This window comes from Chitinophaga silvisoli, assembly GCF_003412465.1.
Classification (GTDB): domain Bacteria; phylum Bacteroidota; class Bacteroidia; order Chitinophagales; family Chitinophagaceae; genus Chitinophaga; species Chitinophaga silvisoli.
Genome location: NZ_QTJV01000002.1, coordinates 1000129 through 1018091 on the forward strand (window position 1 = coordinate 1000129; position 17963 = coordinate 1018091).

Below are 17963 nucleotides of genomic sequence, written 5' to 3' on the forward strand. Positions count from 1 at the left end.
CTCTTTTAATAAGTTTTAGTAGTTATTAATTAAGCAAAGATCAACTGATCTTCTCTGTCTTCTACCGGTATTTTCTGGATAAATTCATCAAAGCCTGATTCTTCGTGCGTACTGTAAGCACCGTATGCATCCAGCACGTAACCAATTTCTCCTTCCTTGTCTTCTATAAGATATAATACCGACATATCGCCGGGATCAGATTCTCCTTCAAACCGGTAGGTTTTAATGATCTTCAACTCATCGGGGTTGTAGATCTTTTGTTTTTCTTTATTCTGCAATCGGCCATGGTCACTCATTACCAACTCATGATCCAGACCCTTATTGTGCAGTTTTTCTAACACTCTGGTTAGTGTTGTCATTTCACCTGGCTTTTCCATAAACAAAGGTTTTTACAGATCAAAAATCCAAAAGGCGTGCCATGGCATATCCTTTGGATGCCAATAAATATATAAATCAATGAACTATGAGAGCAATATGGTCAGGAACCATCGGCTTCGGGCTGGTCAATATTCCGGTGAAATTGTATAGCGCTGTTCAGGATAGCAGGCTCGACCTGGATATGCTGGACAAGCGTGATCATGCACATATTAAATTCCACCGCGTCAATGAAGGAACCGGCAAGGAAGTGCCATGGGACCGAATAGTAAAGGGATACCTGTACAATGATGAGTACATCATTCTGGAAGATGAAGATTTTGAAGCTGCAGCGCCTGAAAAAACGAAGATCATCAATATTGAATCCTTTGTTGAAGAAACGGCTATTGATGATATTTATTTCGAAACGCCGTATTTCATTGAGCCGGAGAAATCCGGTGCCAAGGCATATGCATTATTGCTGAAAACGCTTGAGCAAACGGGTAAAGCGGGCATTGGCCGATTCGTGTTGCGCACCAGTGAACATGTTGTTGTAATACGTCCACGGGAAGGCTATTTACTGTTGCAACAGCTCCGTTTCCAGGAAGAGATCCGTTCTGCGGAGGACCTTGCCCTGCCTACAGGTACAGCAGCCAAAATTCAGAAAAAAGAACTGGATATGGCTGTAAAACTGGTAGAGAGCTATACTACTGATTTTGATATTAGCCAGTACAAAGATGAATACCATGCAGAGCTGCTGAAAATTATCAAGCAAAAAGCAAGTGGTAAAAAACGTACGGTGAAGAAAATGAAGGTGGTGCATACCAAGAGTACAGACTTGTTTAGTCAGCTCAAAGCCAGTCTGGGCAATGGCAAGCGGGCATCGTAAGCGCGCTTATACTAACCAGCCCAGGAGCAGGCAGGCCAGTACTATGAAAGGTGAGGGGAGGCGTGAAAAGGCCAGTATTGCCAGGGTGCTCAGGGTGATCAGGATATTGTACCATGTGGGTGTAATGGCCATGAACAACATGAATGTTGCCGCCCACATGATGCCTACTACTGCTGCATTGATACCTTCCAGTGCGCGGTAGATGACGACATATTTCTTCAGATTGGTCCAGATCGGGAAGAAGAATAATACCAGCAACAAACTGGGTAAGAATATAGCAACGGGTGCCAGTACGCAGCCCAGCAACTGGTAGCCTGGTCCCAGATTGTGCATCACCATTCCTCCTACATATGCAGTAATGGAGAAAGTGGGACCCGGCAGGGCACGCATGATACCTGCGCCGGTCAGCAGCTCTTCTGCGCTCATGAACGCCGATTTCGAGCGGGTTACATACTGTTCCAGCATCATCGCAATCAGGATATCTCCACCCCCGAATACAAGGCTGCCGAAACGATAGAAGTTTTCAAACAGGTTGAAAGGACGACGGGTCATCCAGTTGTGCGTACGCGCTACCTCGGAGAATACACCGGCGAGTATAAAGAGTGTGGCAAACAACCAGATGTTTGTCCACTGAATCTTCTTAGGCTGGTCTGGAATATCAGGAATACGTTTATTACTGAAATTGGAGACGATTCCGCCCAATATGATTAATGCCGGGAAGGTCCATGGAGACTTCAGATAGACAGCCGTGAGCAATGCCACAACCATGATGATAAAGGTCGCCAGGTTACGAATACTGATACTGAAAGCACGCAGGCTGCCAAAAATGAGGAAGCCTACCGCCATAGGTTGCACGTACTTGAAAATGTCTGTGTGCAGGGCTTTCTGATCAAAGTATTGTAACAGGAAACTGAGGGATCCCATGAGCAGACAAGCCGGGGCGATCCATATGAGTAAAGTAACTACAGCTAAGGGTACACCTCCGCGTTTATAACCGATGAGGGTAAGTGTCTGTGAAGAGGATGCACCGGGAAGCAGCTGACAGAAGGCATTGTATTCCATCAACTCCTGTTCTGTCACATCCCTTCTTTGCTGCACGAATGTTTTCAACATCATAGCCAGGTGACCTTGTGGGCCACCATAGGCTGTTATACTGTGTAAAAAAACAGCCCGCAGGAACGGAATATGACGAAGAAACACTATGTGGGAAATTACGGCTGCCCGAATTTCAATAAAATATTGAAAATATCAAACATTTAAGCGACAAAAGCCTGATTTTGTTGGGCTAACTATGATAAATATCATAAAAAAGCCGGCCAGTGATGGCCGGCTTCATAAAATAAGCGGAGTTATTTCTTTAATCCTATTTCTCTGAGGCGTTCATCCAGGTACTCACCAGCAGTAATAGGTTCGTATTCTATTGGATGTTCTGCATCAATTGTGCTTTCAAGACAATTCAGTGGCATCTCTGATTTAGGGTGCAGGAAGAATGGAATTGAAAAGCGGCTGGTGCCCCAGCGTTCACGAGGTGGATTTACTACACGGTGGGTAGTAGACTTCAGTTTATTGTTCGTGAGTCTTTGCAGCATATCACCTACATTCACTACAATCTGCTCAGGCAATGACGTTACCGGTACCCAGTTATTCTGTTTATCCAGGATCTGCAGACCATCGGCAGAAGCTCCTACCAGCAGGGTAATCAGGTTGATATCTTCATGCTGTTCTGCGCGGATAGCAGATTTAGGTTCCTCTTTGATTGGCGGATAATGGATGGCTCTCAGGATAGAATTACCATTGTGAACAAACTTGTCAAAGTAATGCTCATCCAGTCCCAGGTACAATGCAATTGCCTGTAAGAGGGAGATACCTGAAGTTTCAAAAGCTTTGTAGGCTTCAGTGCAGGTAGGGGTAAAAGCAGGTAATTCTTTTACTGCTACGTTGTCCGGATATTCGTTGGCAATCGGGTCACCATCTGTAACTGTTTGTCCAAACTGGAAAAATTCTTTCAGATCGGGTGCGTCAAATCCTTTTGCGTGTTCTTTACCAAATGAGGTATAACCACGCTGACCTGCCAGTTCCGGGATTTCGTAACTGCGCTTTACATCAGCTGGCAGAGCGAAGAACTGCTGTACATATTTATACAGGTCTTCAATCAGCTTGTCAGGAATACCATGATTTTTTACTGCTACAAATCCTACTTCTTCGTAAGCTTTACCCAGCTGCTGCACAAAGGCTGCTTTGCTGGCGGCGTCGCCTTTAGTGAAGGCGGCGAGGTCTACAACAGGGATGGAATGAGTTGTTACCATAGTTAATGCGATTTACATCACTAAGGTATCGAAAATGCCTATTTCAGTAATGCTTTTTCTTCGTCGGTAATATCTACCATGGCATAGCGGTCTACGCGGTTGATCAGCATTTCGTCCATAATGTCTACGACATTCCTGTAGTTAGCATCATTGTCGGCTTTGATCAGGACCATCAGTTTGTTGTCGCCGGTTTTCTTCATAATATCTTCTTTCTTTTTGATGATGGCCTCCCTGATTTCCCCATAGGTAGTAGTTTTTACGTCCTCGGGATGGTACATGCCTTCGTAATACTTCACGGTATTATTAGCGCCGAGTAATACGGTCATGGCATTACTTTCTGCCAGTGATTGAGGTTCGCCATCATCACGGGGCATAATCAGGTCCATGGTTTTGGGTTGCAGCAGGGTAGTGGTCAACATGAAAAAGGTGATCAGCAGGAATCCCAGGTCTACCATAGGGGTCATATCGACACGGGTACTCAGTTTCTTAGCACGCTGGCCACCTCTTTGTTTGCCAGGGTTGGATTGGGTATTCATTTCAGCCATAACTAAAGATTTATAATATAGACGCTGGCGTAAAAGAATTCCATAAAAAAATAGCTCCGGATTTCCACCCGGAGCCATTTTAAATATTGTGCATATTATAAATTAAAACTCTGCACTCTTTGGTGTTCTTGGGAAAGGAATGACATCTCTGATATTACCCATACCAGTAACGAACAATACCAGTCTTTCGAAACCTAGGCCGAAACCGGCGTGTGGCGCGGTTCCAAAGCGTCTTGTATCCAGGTACCAGCTCATTTCTTCAACAGGCAGTTTCATTTCTTCCATACGTTTTACCAGCTTGTCGTAGTTTTCTTCACGTTGTGAACCACCTACGATTTCACCGATACCAGGGAAGAGGATATCCATTGCTCTTACGGTCTTGCCATCTGCGTTCTGCTTCATGTAGAAAGCTTTGATAGCAGCAGGATAATCGGTAAGGATCACTGGTTTTTTGAAGTGTTTTTCTACCAGGTAACGTTCGTGTTCACTTTGCAGATCTGCACCCCATTCTTCGATCAGGTAGTTAAACTTCTTGGTTTTATTTGGCTTACTGTTTTTCAGAATGTCAATTGCTTCGGTGTAAGTGAGGCGCTGGAATTCATTGTTCAGTACAAATTCCAGTTTTTCGATCAGGCCCATTTCACTTCTTTCCTGCTGTGGTTTTTGTTTTTCTTCTTCAGCAAGGCGGGCAGCCAGGAATTCCAGGTCTTCCCTGTTATTTTCCAGTGCATAGCCGATTACGGATTTGATGAAAGCTTCTGCCAGGTTCATATTGTCTTCCAGGTCATAGAAGGCCATTTCTGGTTCGATCATCCAGAACTCAGCAAGGTGGCGGGCTGTATTGGAATTCTCCGCGCGGAAGGTAGGGCCGAAGGTGTAGATATCACCAAATGCCATAGCTCCCAGTTCGCCTTCCAGCTGGCCGGATACGGTCAGGTTGGTCGCTTTCCCGAAGAAGTCTTCTTTGTAATCGATATCGCCGTTCTCTGTCAGTGGCGGATTTTTAGGATCCAGGGTACTTACGCGGAACATTTCGCCGGCACCTTCAGCATCACTGGCAGTGATGATAGGGGTGTGCAGGTATACAAAGCCTTTTTCGTTGAAGAATTTGTGTACAGCAAATGCCAGTGCATGACGGAGGCGGAATACGGCTCCGAAGGTATTGGTGCGGAAGCGCAGGTGTGCAATTTCGCGCAGATATTCCAGGCTCGGGCGGTTTTTCAGCTGCAGGGGATATTTCTCACCATCGCAATCACCGAGTATTTCCAGTTCTACAGCTTTGATTTCTACGCGCTGGCCTTTGCCCAGAGAAGGGATTACGGTACCAGATACGCTGATGGCAGCACCGGTGGTAAGGCGCTTGATCAGTTCAGCAGAAACGGAATTCTGATCCAATACAATCTGGATATTATTATTGGTAGAGCCATCGTTCAAAGCTATAAACTGATTGTTACGGAAAGACCGTATCCAACCTTTTACCACTACGTTGTAGTCTGTTTTTTCGTCAAGCAGGATCTGCTTAACCTTCGTTCTTTGGCTCATATATGTATATATTTTAGGACTGCAAATTTAAGTGATAGGAAGCATACTGCATAACACTGCCTGCTGGTTTCGGGTGCTTTCGGGGTAAATGGAAAATTTTAGCCTAAGTCCGGGTTTCCAAATAAAATGTTAAATGTGGAAAAATACTGTTATCCCCGATTTGGCAGGAATGTTGCTGGCAATAAGCGGGACCATATCCGGAGATAGGCTGTGGGCCGGTGTTTTCCTTCCTGAAACCGCTCTCCAAGCTGCCTCAGGGCCGGATTACAGGCTTTTGGGAACCTGCTTTTTTTTTGGATAATAGCGAAAGTTGTTTTAATCTTGCGTTACAATCTGTCTGATTAAGTTCAAATTTCCATCCTAATCGACAGTCCTAAACTCAACATTCCCTATCAGATTTAATAACCAGATTAAATTTATTGGACTCAAAAAACAATTATTTTGTAATTGGTGTATGTTGGTATGTAGTGGTACCCACCTTGCAACACTTCTAAAATTTGACAACACACGATGATGTACGACATCTTACAACTGAACGACATGCTCGTTCCTGAGCTGCTTGACATTGCAGAGAAACTGGATGTGCCAAACGCCAAAAAACTGAGCAAACAGGATCTTATCTACAAAATTCTCGACAAGCAGGCAGTAATGGCCTCAGAAGGTAACCCGGCCAATGGAGAAGAAAAGAAGACACGTAAACGGAAATCAACTAAGAAAGAAGACGAGCACGAACACGAAGAACCAGTAGCAGAAGCCGCATCAGATGAAAAACCAAAACGCGGCAGAAAACCTGGAACACTCAATAAAGCTAAAGAAGTTGAAGAACCTAAGGCATCCGAAACCAAACCCAAAAAGAAAAACTTCGATATCGACCTGGATAGTATTCCTTCCCTGACATTTGATGACGACGACGATGAAATCATCCCTCAGTTTACTGAAGACGAGGAGGATGAAGAGGAAGAAGTAATTACTAATACCAAGGCACCTGTTGCTGCTCCTGCTAAAAAAATAGTAGTGGAAGAAGATGAGGAAGACGAAGATGAGGAAGAGGATGACGACGACGACTTCGTAATGCCTGAAGAGCCTATCGTGCCGCAGAAACAACGTTTCAACAACAAGCAGAAAGAGCCTGCTTTCAATATAGAATTTGATGGTATTATCCTCAGTGAAGGTGTACTGGAAATGATGCCTGACGGCTATGGTTTCCTCCGCTCTTCTGATTATAATTACCTCAGTTCTCCTGATGATATTTACGTGTCTCCTTCCCAGATCAAATTATTCGGTCTGAAGACAGGCGATACCGTTAAAGGTTCCGTTAGACCTCCGAAAGAAGGGGAGAAATATTTCGCCCTCCTGAAAGTAGAAACAATCAATGGTAAATCACCTGAAGAAGTACGTGACCGCGTACCATTCGATTACCTGACACCACTGTTCCCTTTCGAAAAACTGCGACTCACTACTACTTCTAATAACTACTCTACCCGCATTATGGACATGTTTACCCCTATAGGTAAAGGCCAGCGTGGTCTGATCGTAGCACAGCCTAAGGTGGGTAAAACCATGTTGCTGAAAGAAGTAGCTAATGCAATCGCAACAAACCACCCCGAAGTTTATCTGATGGTAGTGCTCATCGATGAGCGCCCTGAAGAGGTAACCGATATGGAACGTAGCGTAAAGGCAGAAGTAATCGCTTCTACTTTCGATGAGCCGGCAGAAAAGCACGTAAAAGTTTCTGCTATTGCATTGCAAAAAGCAAAACGCCTGGTAGAATGCGGACACGATGTAGTGATCCTGCTGGATTCCATCACCCGTCTCGCACGTGCACATAACACAGTTGCTCCTGCTTCAGGTAAAGTACTGAGTGGTGGTGTGGAAGCAAACGCTATGCAGAAACCAAAACAGTTCTTCGGTGCAGCCCGTAAAATTGAGAATGGTGGTTCACTTACCATCCTTGCTACTGCACTGATCGATACTGGTTCTAAAATGGACGAAGTAATCTTCGAAGAATTTAAAGGTACCGGTAACATGGAATTACAACTGGATCGTAAACTGGCGAACAGACGTATATTCCCTGCTATCGACGTATCAGCTTCCTCTACCCGCCGTGATGATCTGCTCCTCGACAAGGATCATCTGAAACGCCTTCACATTCTCCGCAATCACCTCGCGGATATGAATACAGAAGAATCCATGCACTTCATGTTGCAGCACATGAGGGGGACTAAAAATAATGAAGAGTTCCTGATCTCTATGAACGGATAAAGGACTTCCAACCGTAATTAAAAAGAGCCTGTATCTTAAGAAAGATACAGGCTCTTTTTTTTGAAAATAGTTTTCATTCCCGGGGATGAATCTTGTCTTTTTATTTATACTGTTTCAAGTGTAATAGCAGATCTTTCTTTCGCCGTTCTGCTATTTCCAGCGTTACCCCATTGCGCATGACCACATTTCCTCCCTCCATACTTACATGACCGATCTGACTCATTTGCACCATCTGCAGGTTATTGACCTGGTAAAACCTCAGAGTGCTGAATAGATCAGCATAATATCTGAATGGCCTGTTGGCCTGTATCTGGTGATGATCATCCAGGTAGAATAATGTCTTATCGCCAAAGGCTTCAAGATAAGTTACAGTAGCAAGCGCTATGGTTTTATCATCGCCTTCCAGTTGTGGCAATACCAGTTCTGTACTGGTGTTCCGGCCATTATTAAAATTGCCCAGCAATACCTTGTACCTTTCTTTACTCTTACCTGCTGCCAGCCGCGCGCTGATGATGGAGATGGCGGTAGTCAGACTTTCCCTGTCTATTGGTTTTAAGATGATTTCGACTTCACTGAAGCGGATCGTATGTAGGAATTTCTTTTCAAAAGCAGTGACAAATACCGCTTCAAACGGTGGCACGTCCTGTGTACCTAATAATACATCAAACCCGGTCCCATCAGGCATTTCGAGGTCGAGGAAAACCAGCTCGGGCTGGAATTCCCGGATGGTAGCTATACCATCAGCACAGTCAGAAGCAGTAGCTACAATTTCTACCTGCGGACAATACTTTTCCAGCATAAGGGAAATGATGTCCCGGCTATTGCGCTCGTCATCTATAATTACGGCCTTTATCATAAAAATCTAAAGAGTAGTAGTTGGCCTACAATTGGGGAATAAGTATCCGCACAATAGTACCACTTTCCACAGAATTTTTCTCCGATTTATCAATGATGTCTATGTGAATTCCGGTGTTGTACATTTTGTTGAGGAGTTCTGCACGGTTAGAGCTGATCTCCATGCCGGAGGACTGATGATGCTTCGGCAATGTACGCATGGATTTAGACCTGTTAATACCAATACCATTGTCTTCGATCAGGCATTCCAGCATATCCGGTTCTACCTGATTAAATTGTATCAGCAATTGTCCGATATGGTCACGGGAATTGGTCATCCCGTATTTTACAGCATTTTCTACATAAGGCTGCAGCAGCATGGCCGGGATCTCCAGTTCTGCTGTGGCAATAAGGGGGTCTACCGCCAGCTCATATTCCATCTTATTTTCAAAACGCATCTTTTCCAGACCAAGATAGGTATTGAGGTACGCAATTTCATCCGCTAAGGATATGAAATTACGTCTGGAGAAGTCCAGTGTTTTCCTGATCAGGTAAGAGAAATCTGACAGGTATTTCTGTGCATATTCATAATCCCGCTGCATGACAAACAGCTGGATGGAATTGAGACAGTTGAAAATAAAGTGTGGATTGATCTGTGCACGGATGGCTTTGAGTTCTATTTCCGTCAGTTTTTTATTGTACTCTGTTTCCAGGTGTATTTTACGTTGTTCTTCCAGTTCCTGTTTTTTGCGCAGGATTTCTGTTGTCTGTTCTTTTACCAGTTCTTCCAGTTGCTCGTTCAGCTTGTGTTGCAGTTCTTTGTTTTTATTCAGCTGTTTGATCAGCAATTCCTGTGTACGGGTTCTTTCGTGGTGTACCAGTTTATTGCGATAACTGAGTCCTGCGAGGAAGAACATGGATTGCATCAGAACGCCAATGATGATCAGCAGGGAAGGGGCAGATAATTCTCCCAATGCGCTGATCAGTCCCAAAGGGCGTATCAGCATCAGGAAGGAACCAAAGCTGGCCATGTAAAAACAAAGTGAGCCAAAGAGGAAGAACCGCACCAGCGGATGATGGCGGGATCGCTTGGCCAGTGCTGCGAATACAGCCAGCAGGGGCAGAAGTGTAGCCAGGTAGACATAGCTGTAGATCATGCCCGGCACCTGGTACAATCCCCTTGCTATGCAATAAAAGCAAATGATAATGATTCCTCCAATGCAGGATGCGAAGATATTGAACAACCTTTCCATAAAGGGATACCGCTCCTGCAGGTTGAGAAATGATTTTCCAAAGGCCAGGTACATGAGGTAGAAACAGAATAACAGGGCTGGCACATCCCAGTAGTATTTGAGCATGGGCCAGTTGTAGAATATGGATAACTGGTAAGGTTTACTATCCAGGCGGAGGGCAAAAAATAAGATCAGTCCCAGCATGTACGCGGCAAAGTAGAGATAGGAGCGATCAGGTAGTTGGATGTAGTTGATAATTGCTATAGTGAGACATACGAGCAGCATGCCCAGCAGCATGAAGATCATAGCGGCTTCCTTGCGGAAGTGGGCCAGTGTGGCATTCCGGAAGTTGTTGTATTGCATGGCATCATACAATACAGGCATCAGCGGGTTCTCGTTAAAGAACTGATTATTGATATGTAAATAGAAGGTACGTGTTTGTCCCGGAGGTACTTTTACAGGGAAGGCATAATGTTCCCAGCGACGGATATCTTCCCTGTCATGCATCATGCCGGTCTGCACCAGCAGTTGTAATTGCCGGCCTTCCTGTACGTACCAGTACATATGGTCATGCCACCCTGCGAAGAGGGTAACAACAGAATCTTCGCTACCGGTATTTTTTACAGATAGTCGCAGCCAGCAATCGTGACCTTTTCCATTATTTTTCTTTGAGTCGTGGAAAAGCGAGACGTTGTGGGAAAAATTTAAAGTAGGTACCTGTTGCAGTGTTACCTGTCCCTCCATATCTTCTATACTCAGCAACCAGGGCCGCAGGTCCAGACCGGGCGGAAGATTATCAAAATCCGTTGCCAGCGTGTCTTTTGCGGTTATATTGCCCTTGGCTATATTGGAGTAACAAAACAACAGTAATAAGAAAAAGATCCGAATCACTGTTTAAGTAAAATTTATAGGCAACCATCTATAGCTTTCGCCAGTGCATGGTCCTTGTCGGTGATAGCGTTCCCGGCATCGTGCGTGCTCAGGTAGATTTCCACCTTATTGTAGACATTGTTCCAATTGGGGTGATGATCCATTTTTTCTGCTATCAGTGCCACTTTTGTCATAAATGAGAATGCTTCTTTAAAGTCTTTAAATGTAAAGGCACGATATAATTGATTGTTTTTCTCCTGCCACATAACAAAAAGATTTTAATCATGAAACAATAGAATTGTCCATGCAATAGTGTGATTCGGTGAGGAAAACCGGTAGGTTCCGGTTAAAAGATGAGGTTCATCTTGTTTTCGAGCTTTCTAATATCCAATAAAGATACTAATTGTACTGGCTCCACATGACGTAATTGTCCGATTAATTTTTTGACATCCTGCAGCTGGTAGTAATCTCCTTTAATGAGCCAGAGATAATCTACATTTTTAAGCTCGGGGAGCAGGAATTCTGCCTGGCAGTGATTATTATAAAAATAATGCGCTGCCGATTTGGTCGGCTCTTCAAATTCGAATACACTGAAGTAAAACGACCGCTGGTTTTTGGTCAGGTTGATTTCGAGCGAATTGTTCACCCTGAAATCATAGTGCAGATCCCGGTTTACCTGCCAGCACACCTGATAATCCCGTGCAGAAGACACGATGCCAATTAAATGAGTCGACCCGAAGAAGTCTTCCACTAATTGGTCCTGATCCAGTTTTAGTTTGAGTACTGACATGCTAGTAGGTTGACTAGTAGTAGGTTGATGTTCAACAGCGTCTCTCATTGTAATATAACCATTTTTCCCGGCCGACGCCAAAGTACACCTTTTAAGGTTACGGAATTGTCACACATAACGGGCACTTTCCGTGCCAAGAACAGAAAAAGGCTGCGATCTCAGCCTTTTTCTTTATTATTTAACTTCCGGGCAGCGAGCAGATTGGTTCTGCGGGGTTCCGGAACTTTTTCGTAATTGTATGGACAGTGTCTGCAACCATTACCACAGCAATATCCTCTTTTCAGTAAAAAGGCTGCGGTGAGTACTACGTAGCCGTCTTCATTATAATAAAAATCAATTCCCTCCTTCAGCTGGGGCTGCATCCGATGGTAATTTTATAGACTTCCAGTCCATAGGTTGTTCCGGCAGTCTGAATTTAAGATAGCGGATAGTTCTACCGTCTTCCAGGTGCATTTTTTCGTAAAATGTCTTGATCTGTAAAAGGGCGGGTACTTCCGTTAAAGCATAAATATCGGGAATATCTTCTACCAAAGTACAGCCGCTATGTTCAATCACTTCCTGGGTGAAGGCATAGAGTTCAGGGGAATCTGTCTTCAGGTTGATGGTGCCGCCTGGTGCCAGGAGTGGTTGGTATAATTGTAAAAATTTAGGATGGGTCAGTCGTTTCTTTGATTTGGACTGACGGAGAAATGGATCGGGGAAGGTGATCCATATTTCGCTGATCTCGCCTGGGGCGAAATAATTGTTGAGTTTATCGATTTGGGTACGGAGGAAAGCAGCGTTATTGATTTTTTCATCAATAGCGGTTTTCGCTCCTCTCCAGATGCGGTTACCTTTCAGGTCTACGCCCAGGAAGTTCCTGTCGGGGAAGCGCCTGGCGAGCCCGATAGTATAATCACCCTTACCACAGGCGAGTTCCAGGGTAAGAGGGTTGGTATTCTTATAGAATGACTGCCATTGGCCCGGCATACCTTCCGGGTAGATCAGTACATTCGGGAATGTCTCAATTTCTGCGAAACGTTGTAATTTTTTCTGTCCCATTTGGGTGCAAAAGTAATAGATTAACTGCATCTGCCTTCGGGGGAAGATGTAGGTTTTATTTCTTTTTTAACAGGAATGGCATAATTAAGTGAAGGGGACTGGTTAAATTACGGGGGGAAGGCTTTGATGGTATAAAAGCAAAAAGCTGTCCCGCGTGAACGGAACAGCTTTAAACAAAGGCTGTAGGGGGAGGACTCGAACCTCCACTGGGCAGTTAGCCGCAGCACAAATAAGATTAGTGGTCAACCCATTATGCTGTGTTTATCCTGGACTCCCAACCCCCGAGACAAGAGGGCATGTCTGCCAAATTTCATCACCCCACAATATTTAAGAACTTCTCATTCTTTTTTCTCAATTTCGGCCTCACTTTTTGATGCCGTTGTTGTTTTGAATGATTATTATGATGCAAATCTAAAGACATAACGGTTTTCTTGCAAATTTTTTAAGAAAAATTTTTGAAAATTCGATATTTTTCAAATATTTGCATGTAATTTTAATGCATTCAAAAACAAATTGTAAAAATGAGCCACAATTTGAATATTGACAAACTCGATTTGCAGATCATCAGTGAAATGATGCATAATGCAGAAATCTCCTACGCTGACCTCGGGAAGAAGCTTTTCGTTTCCGGTGGCACGATCCACGTTAGAATGAAGAAACTACAAGAACTGGGTATCGTTAAAGGTACAAAATTACACGTAGATTTAAAAATGATAGGCTATGATGTAATTGCTTTTATCGGTATTTACCTTGAAAAAAGCTCCATGTACGACACTGTGGCCAAAGAACTGCGTAAGATACCGGAAATGGTACGTTTGAACTATACGACTGGTAGTTATAGCATGTTCGCAGAGATTATCTGTAAAGACATAACACAACTTCGCCGTATACTCCATGATGAATTACAGAAGATCAAAGGGATAGAACGCACTGAAACACTGATTTCCCTGGAAGAGAGCTTTTATAGAACCATCAACGTTGTGGAATAAGCCACCCCATGATATTTTCCCCTTCCCGGCAGCCAGCAAAGGCAGGGGAGGGGCTTCTAACTCTCATATACATATTTATGGTTACAACAGAAATCGCCGACAAGATCAAGCGTCTTGAAGAGAAGTATGCTGCTATGGGCCAGGACCTGTCTTCCTACCTGGATGGGCTGCTCTATGCCGATTACCTTACCTATTGGGATTATATCCAGCTGGACGTGTTGCTCAACCTCCAGCATCCGCGCACCCCTATCCCGGACGAGAACATCTTTATCATTTACCACCAGATCACTGAACTTTATTTCAAACTTACCCTTCAGGCTATTGAGCAAATCAGTTTTGCACCTGAGCTGACGGTGGCTGGATTCAAAACCCAGCTCAAGAGGATCAATAATTACTTCCGTAATCTGATCAATTCTTTTGAGATCATGGTAGATGGGATGGATAAAGATCAGTTCCTGCAGTTCCGTATGGCCCTGCTGCCAGCTTCTGGCTTTCAGAGCGGCCAGTTCAGGAAAATAGAAATCTGCTCAACGGAGTTGGTGAACCTGGTGTATCAACCGCAGCGCCCGGGGCTCATAGGGGCTGAACTTGATAAGATCCTGGATCAGATCTATTGGAGGAGTGGGGCTACTGAATTGTCTACAGGGAAGAAAACCCTTACACTCAGGCAGTTTGAACTGAAATACATGAACGAATTCCTGCAACTGGCCTCCCGCTATAAGGATAATAATATACAGGCGCAGTATCGCCGTTTATCCCCTGCAGACCAGCAGGAACTCATACCATTACTGAAGGAGTATGATACCAACATCAATGTACGCTGGCCGCTCATGCATTATAAGTCAGCTGTTCGCTACCTGAACCGCAAGCCGGAGGATATAGCTGCTACTGGTGGTACTAACTGGCAGAAATACCTGCCTCCCCGCAATAAACGAATTGTATTCTTCCCTGAATTATGGACAGAAGAAGAATTGGATAACTGGGGGAAAGAATTATAAAAAAAAGCCGCAATGTTGAATTGCGGCTTTTTTAATGATTGATTATCGTGCAAGGTAAGCACCGTCTACAGGATAATAGGAGCCTGTGACAAATGAAGCGGCGGGGCTGCTCATGACTTACTGTATTGACACGTGTATTTTGCTGAGTATACAGTATGGCGGCATTTTTGCTGTTCAGTGACCCAGTAAAATCTACTTTAAGGAGGATATACGTTGAAACAACAATTTGAGGCCCGGGATGAGGAGGGAAGCCAGAATTTAGATGAGATTTAACATTTGATGGGCCGTGCCCGGTATTTCTATAGAAAAAGTTAAACTAATTTTCCACGAAACTCCCAGCTATCGTACAATTAAACTATTTTTCATAAGTTTGCATAGAACGGTTTGCTTTCACATATAAAAAGCCATCCCGGCTTTAGCCAGAGCCCAGGGTACAAAAATTGACAAATGTTCTCCTTTAGCACTTTTGCATTTGTGAATGCGCAAAGCACAAACTTACCTTTCAAGCAAGACAATAATCGTATTTTTTAAATTGTGATATGGAATACAATACCACCCGTAACCATTTGATTATGAAGGAGTATGGACGGAACATCCAAAAGATGATCGAATACGTCCTGAGCATACAAGACCCAGATCACCGCCAGGCCAATGCAATGGCGCTTATTGAACTCATGGGCACGCTCAATCCCCACCTCCGCAACGTAGAAGACTTCCGGCACAAGTTATGGGATCACCTGTTTCTCATCTCCGACTTCAGACTAGATGTAGAATCACCTTACCCCATTCCAACGCGTGAAACCCTGAAAGCAAGACCAGAAAGACTGCCTTATCCTAAAAAGTATCCCCGCAACCGTCACTTCGGTAAAAATCTGGAAATGGTGATTGATAAAGCCATTGCAGAAGATAATATTGAAAAGAAGGAAGGGTTTACACAATGTATTGGCAATTACATGAAACTGGCCTATAGCAACTGGCACAAGGAAAGTGTACATGACGATGCTATCAAGGCTGAATTGACTGGTATTACCAACGGTCAGCTGGAGTTTCATCCAGGTTTCAACACGGCCGCTCATGCGAGTGCAGTAATCGCTGCAACAAGTCCGAACTTCAACACCAATGCTGAATTTGTACGCACATCCGGCGGCAACAACAGTGGTGGCAGCAATAAAAAACGCAATTTCCAGCAGCAGAATAACTTCAAAGGCGGAAAGACTAAAAACAACAATAACAACAAGAACCAAAAATATAAAAACAGGAACAAGTGAGTAGTGCTTTTGAAGTAAGAGGTGGCAACCGCCTTAAAGGGGAAATTGTACCCCAGGGTGCCAAAAACGAAGCTTTACAGATTGTCAGTGCTGTTTTACTAACTCCCGAAAAGGTGACTATCAGCAATATCCCGGATATCCTGGATGTAAACCTGCTGATAGAATTGTTAGGTGATATGGGGGTGAAGATTAACAGGATCAGCCGCGACACATGTGAATTCCAGGCAGATCAGATCAACCTTCCTTATCTGGAGAGTGCAGAATTCAAAAAGAAATCAGGAAGACTGAGAGGTTCTGTCATGATAGCTGGTCCTTTACTGGCCCGCTTTGGCAAAGCCTATATCCCTAAACCCGGAGGTGATAAAATTGGTCGCCGCCGCCTCGATACTCATATTATTGGTTTCGAGAAACTGGGTGCTCAGTTCGTATATGATAATGATGATAATTACTTCAGACTTGAAGCCGGCGATGGTGGACTGAAAGGTACCTACATGCTGTTGGACGAGCCTTCAGTAACAGGTACAGCCAATATCGTAATGGCTGCTGTAATGGCAAACGGTACAACCACCATTTACAATGCTGCCTGTGAACCTTACCTGCAACAGTTGTCCAAAATGCTGAACAGCATGGGCGCTAAGATCAGTGGGGTAGGATCCAATCTTCTCACCATCGAAGGTGTGACCTCTCTGAAAGGCTGTAGCCATCGTATGCTGCCAGATATGATTGAAATTGGTTCTTTCATTGGTTTGGCTGCTATGACGCAGAGCGAAATCACGATCAAAGGAGCTGGTGTGCAACACCTGGGTATTATTCCTGAAAAGTTCCGCCAGCTGGGGATTCAACTGGAAATCCAGGGAGATGATATTTATATTCCTGCACAGGAAAAATATGAAATCCAGACATTCCTGGATGGATCAATCCTCACTATTTCTGACCATCCATGGCCTGGTTTTACGCCGGATCTGCTGAGTATCGTACTCGTGGTAGCTACGCAGGCATCAGGTAGCGTGATGATTCACCAAAAGATGTTCGAAAGCCGTTTGTTCTTCGTGGACAAACTGATCGATATGGGTGCACAGATCGTATTGTGCGATCCACACCGTGCAGTGGTGATAGGCCTGGGCCGTCAGCACAAACTGAGAGGTATCACTATGTCATCGCCTGATATCAGGGCAGGTGTATCCCTGCTGATTGCTGCACTGAGTGCAGAAGGTAAGAGTACCATCCAGAACATCGAGCAGATCGATCGTGGATATCAGTACATCGATGAGCGCCTGCGCAAGCTGGGTGCGGATATCAAGAGAGTATAAGTACAATTAGCTGTACGCAGAATATTATAAGCCATAAGCTACAAGAGACCAACTCCTGCTGCTTATGGCTTACTTTTAATTAGGAAACTATATTATGGCTAATAAGATCATCATTATTACTGCCCCTTCAGGAGCAGGGAAAACCACCATCGTTAAGCAACTGTTGGCAGAAATGCCACAGCTGGAATTCTCAATTTCTGCTACAACACGTGCAGCAAGAGAGAATGAAGTGCACGGAAGAGACTATTATTTCCTGACAAAGGAAGATTTTCATGAGAAGATAGAGGCACATGCATTTGCGGAGTACGAAATGGTGTATGCCGGTAAATATTATGGAACGCTGAAGTCTGAGTTGGAGCGAATCTGGTCTGATGCCAGAATTCCGATGGTAGACATTGATGTAAAGGGAGCGCTTTCAATCAAAGAACATTATCAGGATGAGGCACTCACGATTTTTATTCAGCCGCCTTCAATTGATGCCCTCAGGGAGCGTTTGAGCGAACGTGGAACTGAAACACAGGCTTCACTGGAGGAAAGACTGGGAAAAGCTAAATATGAGTTGTCTTTCTCTCACCAGTTTGATGAAATTGTGGTCAATGATAAATTGCCGGTGGCCTACGCGGAAGTAAAAGCGCTGGTAGAAGGCTTTTTGAAATAATTGCATGATAGGGGGCTTAAAGGTCCCCTTTCCTAAATTATCTGCACACTATTTGCAGTCAGGAAATTCTTTATT

General features: G+C 44.2%; 18 protein-coding genes. 7 read left to right on the forward strand and 11 right to left on the reverse strand.

The genetic code is table 11. From position 1 onward, the window contains the following. Positions 1-29: 29 nt before the first annotated feature. Positions 30-359: a hypothetical protein gene (locus DXN04_RS10380; protein ID WP_233525559.1), complete on the reverse strand. Its 330-nt coding sequence runs from the start codon at positions 357-359 to the stop codon at positions 30-32. Positions 360-463: 104 nt separating this feature from the next. Between DXN04_RS10380 and ku the strand changes: the two genes are divergently transcribed. Next, positions 464-1243: a non-homologous end joining protein Ku gene (ku, locus tag DXN04_RS10385; protein ID WP_116853253.1), complete on the forward strand. Its 780-nt coding sequence runs from the start codon at positions 464-466 to the stop codon at positions 1241-1243. A 6-nt stretch (positions 1244-1249) separates the two neighbouring features. Here ku and chrA read toward each other — a convergent pair whose 3' ends face one another. From chrA to asnS, 4 genes are all read right to left on the reverse strand, one after another. Continuing rightward, positions 1250-2443 carry a chromate efflux transporter gene (gene chrA / locus DXN04_RS10390; protein WP_116853254.1) on the reverse strand — a complete coding sequence of 398 codons (1194 nt, stop codon included), beginning with the start codon at positions 2441-2443 and terminating at the stop codon, positions 1250-1252. Between the two features lie 149 nt (positions 2444-2592). Beyond that, positions 2593-3549 (reverse strand): isopenicillin N synthase family dioxygenase, encoded by a 957-nt coding sequence (locus DXN04_RS10395; protein ID WP_116853255.1) that lies wholly within the window; start codon positions 3547-3549, stop codon positions 2593-2595. A 38-nt stretch (positions 3550-3587) separates the two neighbouring features. Further along, positions 3588-4094 (reverse strand): ExbD/TolR family protein, encoded by a 507-nt coding sequence (locus DXN04_RS10400; protein ID WP_116853256.1) that lies wholly within the window; start codon positions 4092-4094, stop codon positions 3588-3590. A gap of 102 nt (positions 4095-4196) precedes the next feature. After that, complete coding sequence (gene asnS, locus DXN04_RS10405) at positions 4197-5636, reverse strand: asparagine--tRNA ligase (protein WP_116853257.1); 1440 nt, start codon at positions 5634-5636, stop codon at positions 4197-4199. A gap of 513 nt (positions 5637-6149) precedes the next feature. Between asnS and rho the strand changes: the two genes are divergently transcribed. Next, positions 6150-7898 (forward strand): transcription termination factor Rho, encoded by a 1749-nt coding sequence (gene rho / locus DXN04_RS10410; protein WP_116853258.1) that lies wholly within the window; start codon positions 6150-6152, stop codon positions 7896-7898. Between the two features lie 100 nt (positions 7899-7998). Here the strand turns inward: rho and DXN04_RS10415 are convergent, their stop codons facing one another. From DXN04_RS10415 to trmB, 6 genes are all read right to left on the reverse strand, one after another. After that, positions 7999-8754, reverse strand: coding sequence for a LytR/AlgR family response regulator transcription factor (locus tag DXN04_RS10415; RefSeq protein ID WP_116853259.1), 756 nt, complete (start codon positions 8752-8754; stop codon positions 7999-8001). A 25-nt stretch (positions 8755-8779) separates the two neighbouring features. Next, positions 8780-10855: a histidine kinase gene (locus DXN04_RS10420; protein ID WP_147319891.1), complete on the reverse strand. Its 2076-nt coding sequence runs from the start codon at positions 10853-10855 to the stop codon at positions 8780-8782. Positions 10856-10869: 14 nt separating this feature from the next. Then, positions 10870-11100, reverse strand: a complete 231-nt coding sequence (locus tag DXN04_RS10425) for a 4a-hydroxytetrahydrobiopterin dehydratase (protein WP_116853261.1) — start codon at positions 11098-11100, stop codon at positions 10870-10872. An 80-nt stretch (positions 11101-11180) separates the two neighbouring features. Further along, a complete protein-coding gene (locus DXN04_RS10430) occupies positions 11181-11624 on the reverse strand; it encodes an IPExxxVDY family protein (protein WP_116853262.1) in 444 nt (147 codons plus the stop codon). Positions 11625-11782: 158 nt separating this feature from the next. Continuing rightward, positions 11783-11986: a DUF5522 domain-containing protein gene (locus DXN04_RS10435; protein ID WP_116853263.1), complete on the reverse strand. Its 204-nt coding sequence runs from the start codon at positions 11984-11986 to the stop codon at positions 11783-11785. Next, positions 11958-12665, reverse strand: a complete 708-nt coding sequence (trmB, locus tag DXN04_RS10440) for a tRNA (guanosine(46)-N7)-methyltransferase TrmB (RefSeq protein ID WP_116853264.1) — start codon at positions 12663-12665, stop codon at positions 11958-11960. The genes DXN04_RS10435 and trmB overlap by 29 nt, the downstream gene beginning before the upstream one ends. 521 nt (positions 12666-13186) lie before the next feature. On the opposite strand from trmB, the gene DXN04_RS10445 reads away from it, so the two are divergent. From DXN04_RS10445 to gmk, 5 genes are all read left to right on the forward strand, one after another. After that, positions 13187-13654: an Lrp/AsnC ligand binding domain-containing protein gene (locus DXN04_RS10445; protein WP_012788686.1), complete on the forward strand. Its 468-nt coding sequence runs from the start codon at positions 13187-13189 to the stop codon at positions 13652-13654. A 77-nt stretch (positions 13655-13731) separates the two neighbouring features. Next, a complete protein-coding gene (locus DXN04_RS10450; protein WP_116853412.1) occupies positions 13732-14652 on the forward strand; it encodes a tryptophan 2,3-dioxygenase family protein in 921 nt (306 codons plus the stop codon). A 539-nt stretch (positions 14653-15191) separates the two neighbouring features. Beyond that, positions 15192-15920 carry a DUF4290 domain-containing protein gene (locus DXN04_RS10455; RefSeq protein WP_116853265.1) on the forward strand — a complete coding sequence of 243 codons (729 nt, stop codon included), beginning with the start codon at positions 15192-15194 and terminating at the stop codon, positions 15918-15920. Continuing rightward, positions 15917-17230, forward strand: a complete 1314-nt coding sequence (gene murA / locus DXN04_RS10460) for a UDP-N-acetylglucosamine 1-carboxyvinyltransferase (RefSeq protein WP_116853266.1) — start codon at positions 15917-15919, stop codon at positions 17228-17230. Before DXN04_RS10455 ends, murA begins: the two co-directional genes overlap by 4 nt. A gap of 94 nt (positions 17231-17324) precedes the next feature. After that, positions 17325-17888 (forward strand): guanylate kinase, encoded by a 564-nt coding sequence (gene gmk / locus DXN04_RS10465; RefSeq protein ID WP_116853267.1) that lies wholly within the window; start codon positions 17325-17327, stop codon positions 17886-17888. Positions 17889-17963 lie beyond the last annotated feature (75 nt).

Coding starts and splice junctions, on each gene's coding strand:
- DXN04_RS10380 (WP_233525559.1), bottom strand. CDS start 359: ATGACAACACTAACCAGAGTGTTAGAAAAACTGCACAATAAGGGTCTG.
- ku (WP_116853253.1), top strand. CDS start 464: ATGAGAGCAATATGGTCAGGAACCATCGGCTTCGGGCTGGTCAATATT.
- DXN04_RS10395 (WP_116853255.1), bottom strand. CDS start 3,549: ATGGTAACAACTCATTCCATCCCTGTTGTAGACCTCGCCGCCTTCACT.
- DXN04_RS10400 (WP_116853256.1), bottom strand. CDS start 4,094: ATGGCTGAAATGAATACCCAATCCAACCCTGGCAAACAAAGAGGTGGC.
- asnS (WP_116853257.1), bottom strand. CDS start 5,636: ATGAGCCAAAGAACGAAGGTTAAGCAGATCCTGCTTGACGAAAAAACA.
- rho (WP_116853258.1), top strand. CDS start 6,150: ATGTACGACATCTTACAACTGAACGACATGCTCGTTCCTGAGCTGCTT.
- DXN04_RS10415 (WP_116853259.1), bottom strand. CDS start 8,754: ATGATAAAGGCCGTAATTATAGATGACGAGCGCAATAGCCGGGACATC.
- DXN04_RS10425 (WP_116853261.1), bottom strand. CDS start 11,100: ATGTGGCAGGAGAAAAACAATCAATTATATCGTGCCTTTACATTTAAA.
- DXN04_RS10430 (WP_116853262.1), bottom strand. CDS start 11,624: ATGTCAGTACTCAAACTAAAACTGGATCAGGACCAATTAGTGGAAGAC.
- DXN04_RS10435 (WP_116853263.1), bottom strand. CDS start 11,986: ATGCAGCCCCAGCTGAAGGAGGGAATTGATTTTTATTATAATGAAGAC.
- trmB (WP_116853264.1), bottom strand. CDS start 12,665: ATGGGACAGAAAAAATTACAACGTTTCGCAGAAATTGAGACATTCCCG.
- DXN04_RS10445 (WP_012788686.1), top strand. CDS start 13,187: ATGAGCCACAATTTGAATATTGACAAACTCGATTTGCAGATCATCAGT.
- DXN04_RS10450 (WP_116853412.1), top strand. CDS start 13,732: ATGGTTACAACAGAAATCGCCGACAAGATCAAGCGTCTTGAAGAGAAG.
- DXN04_RS10455 (WP_116853265.1), top strand. CDS start 15,192: ATGGAATACAATACCACCCGTAACCATTTGATTATGAAGGAGTATGGA.
- gmk (WP_116853267.1), top strand. CDS start 17,325: ATGGCTAATAAGATCATCATTATTACTGCCCCTTCAGGAGCAGGGAAA.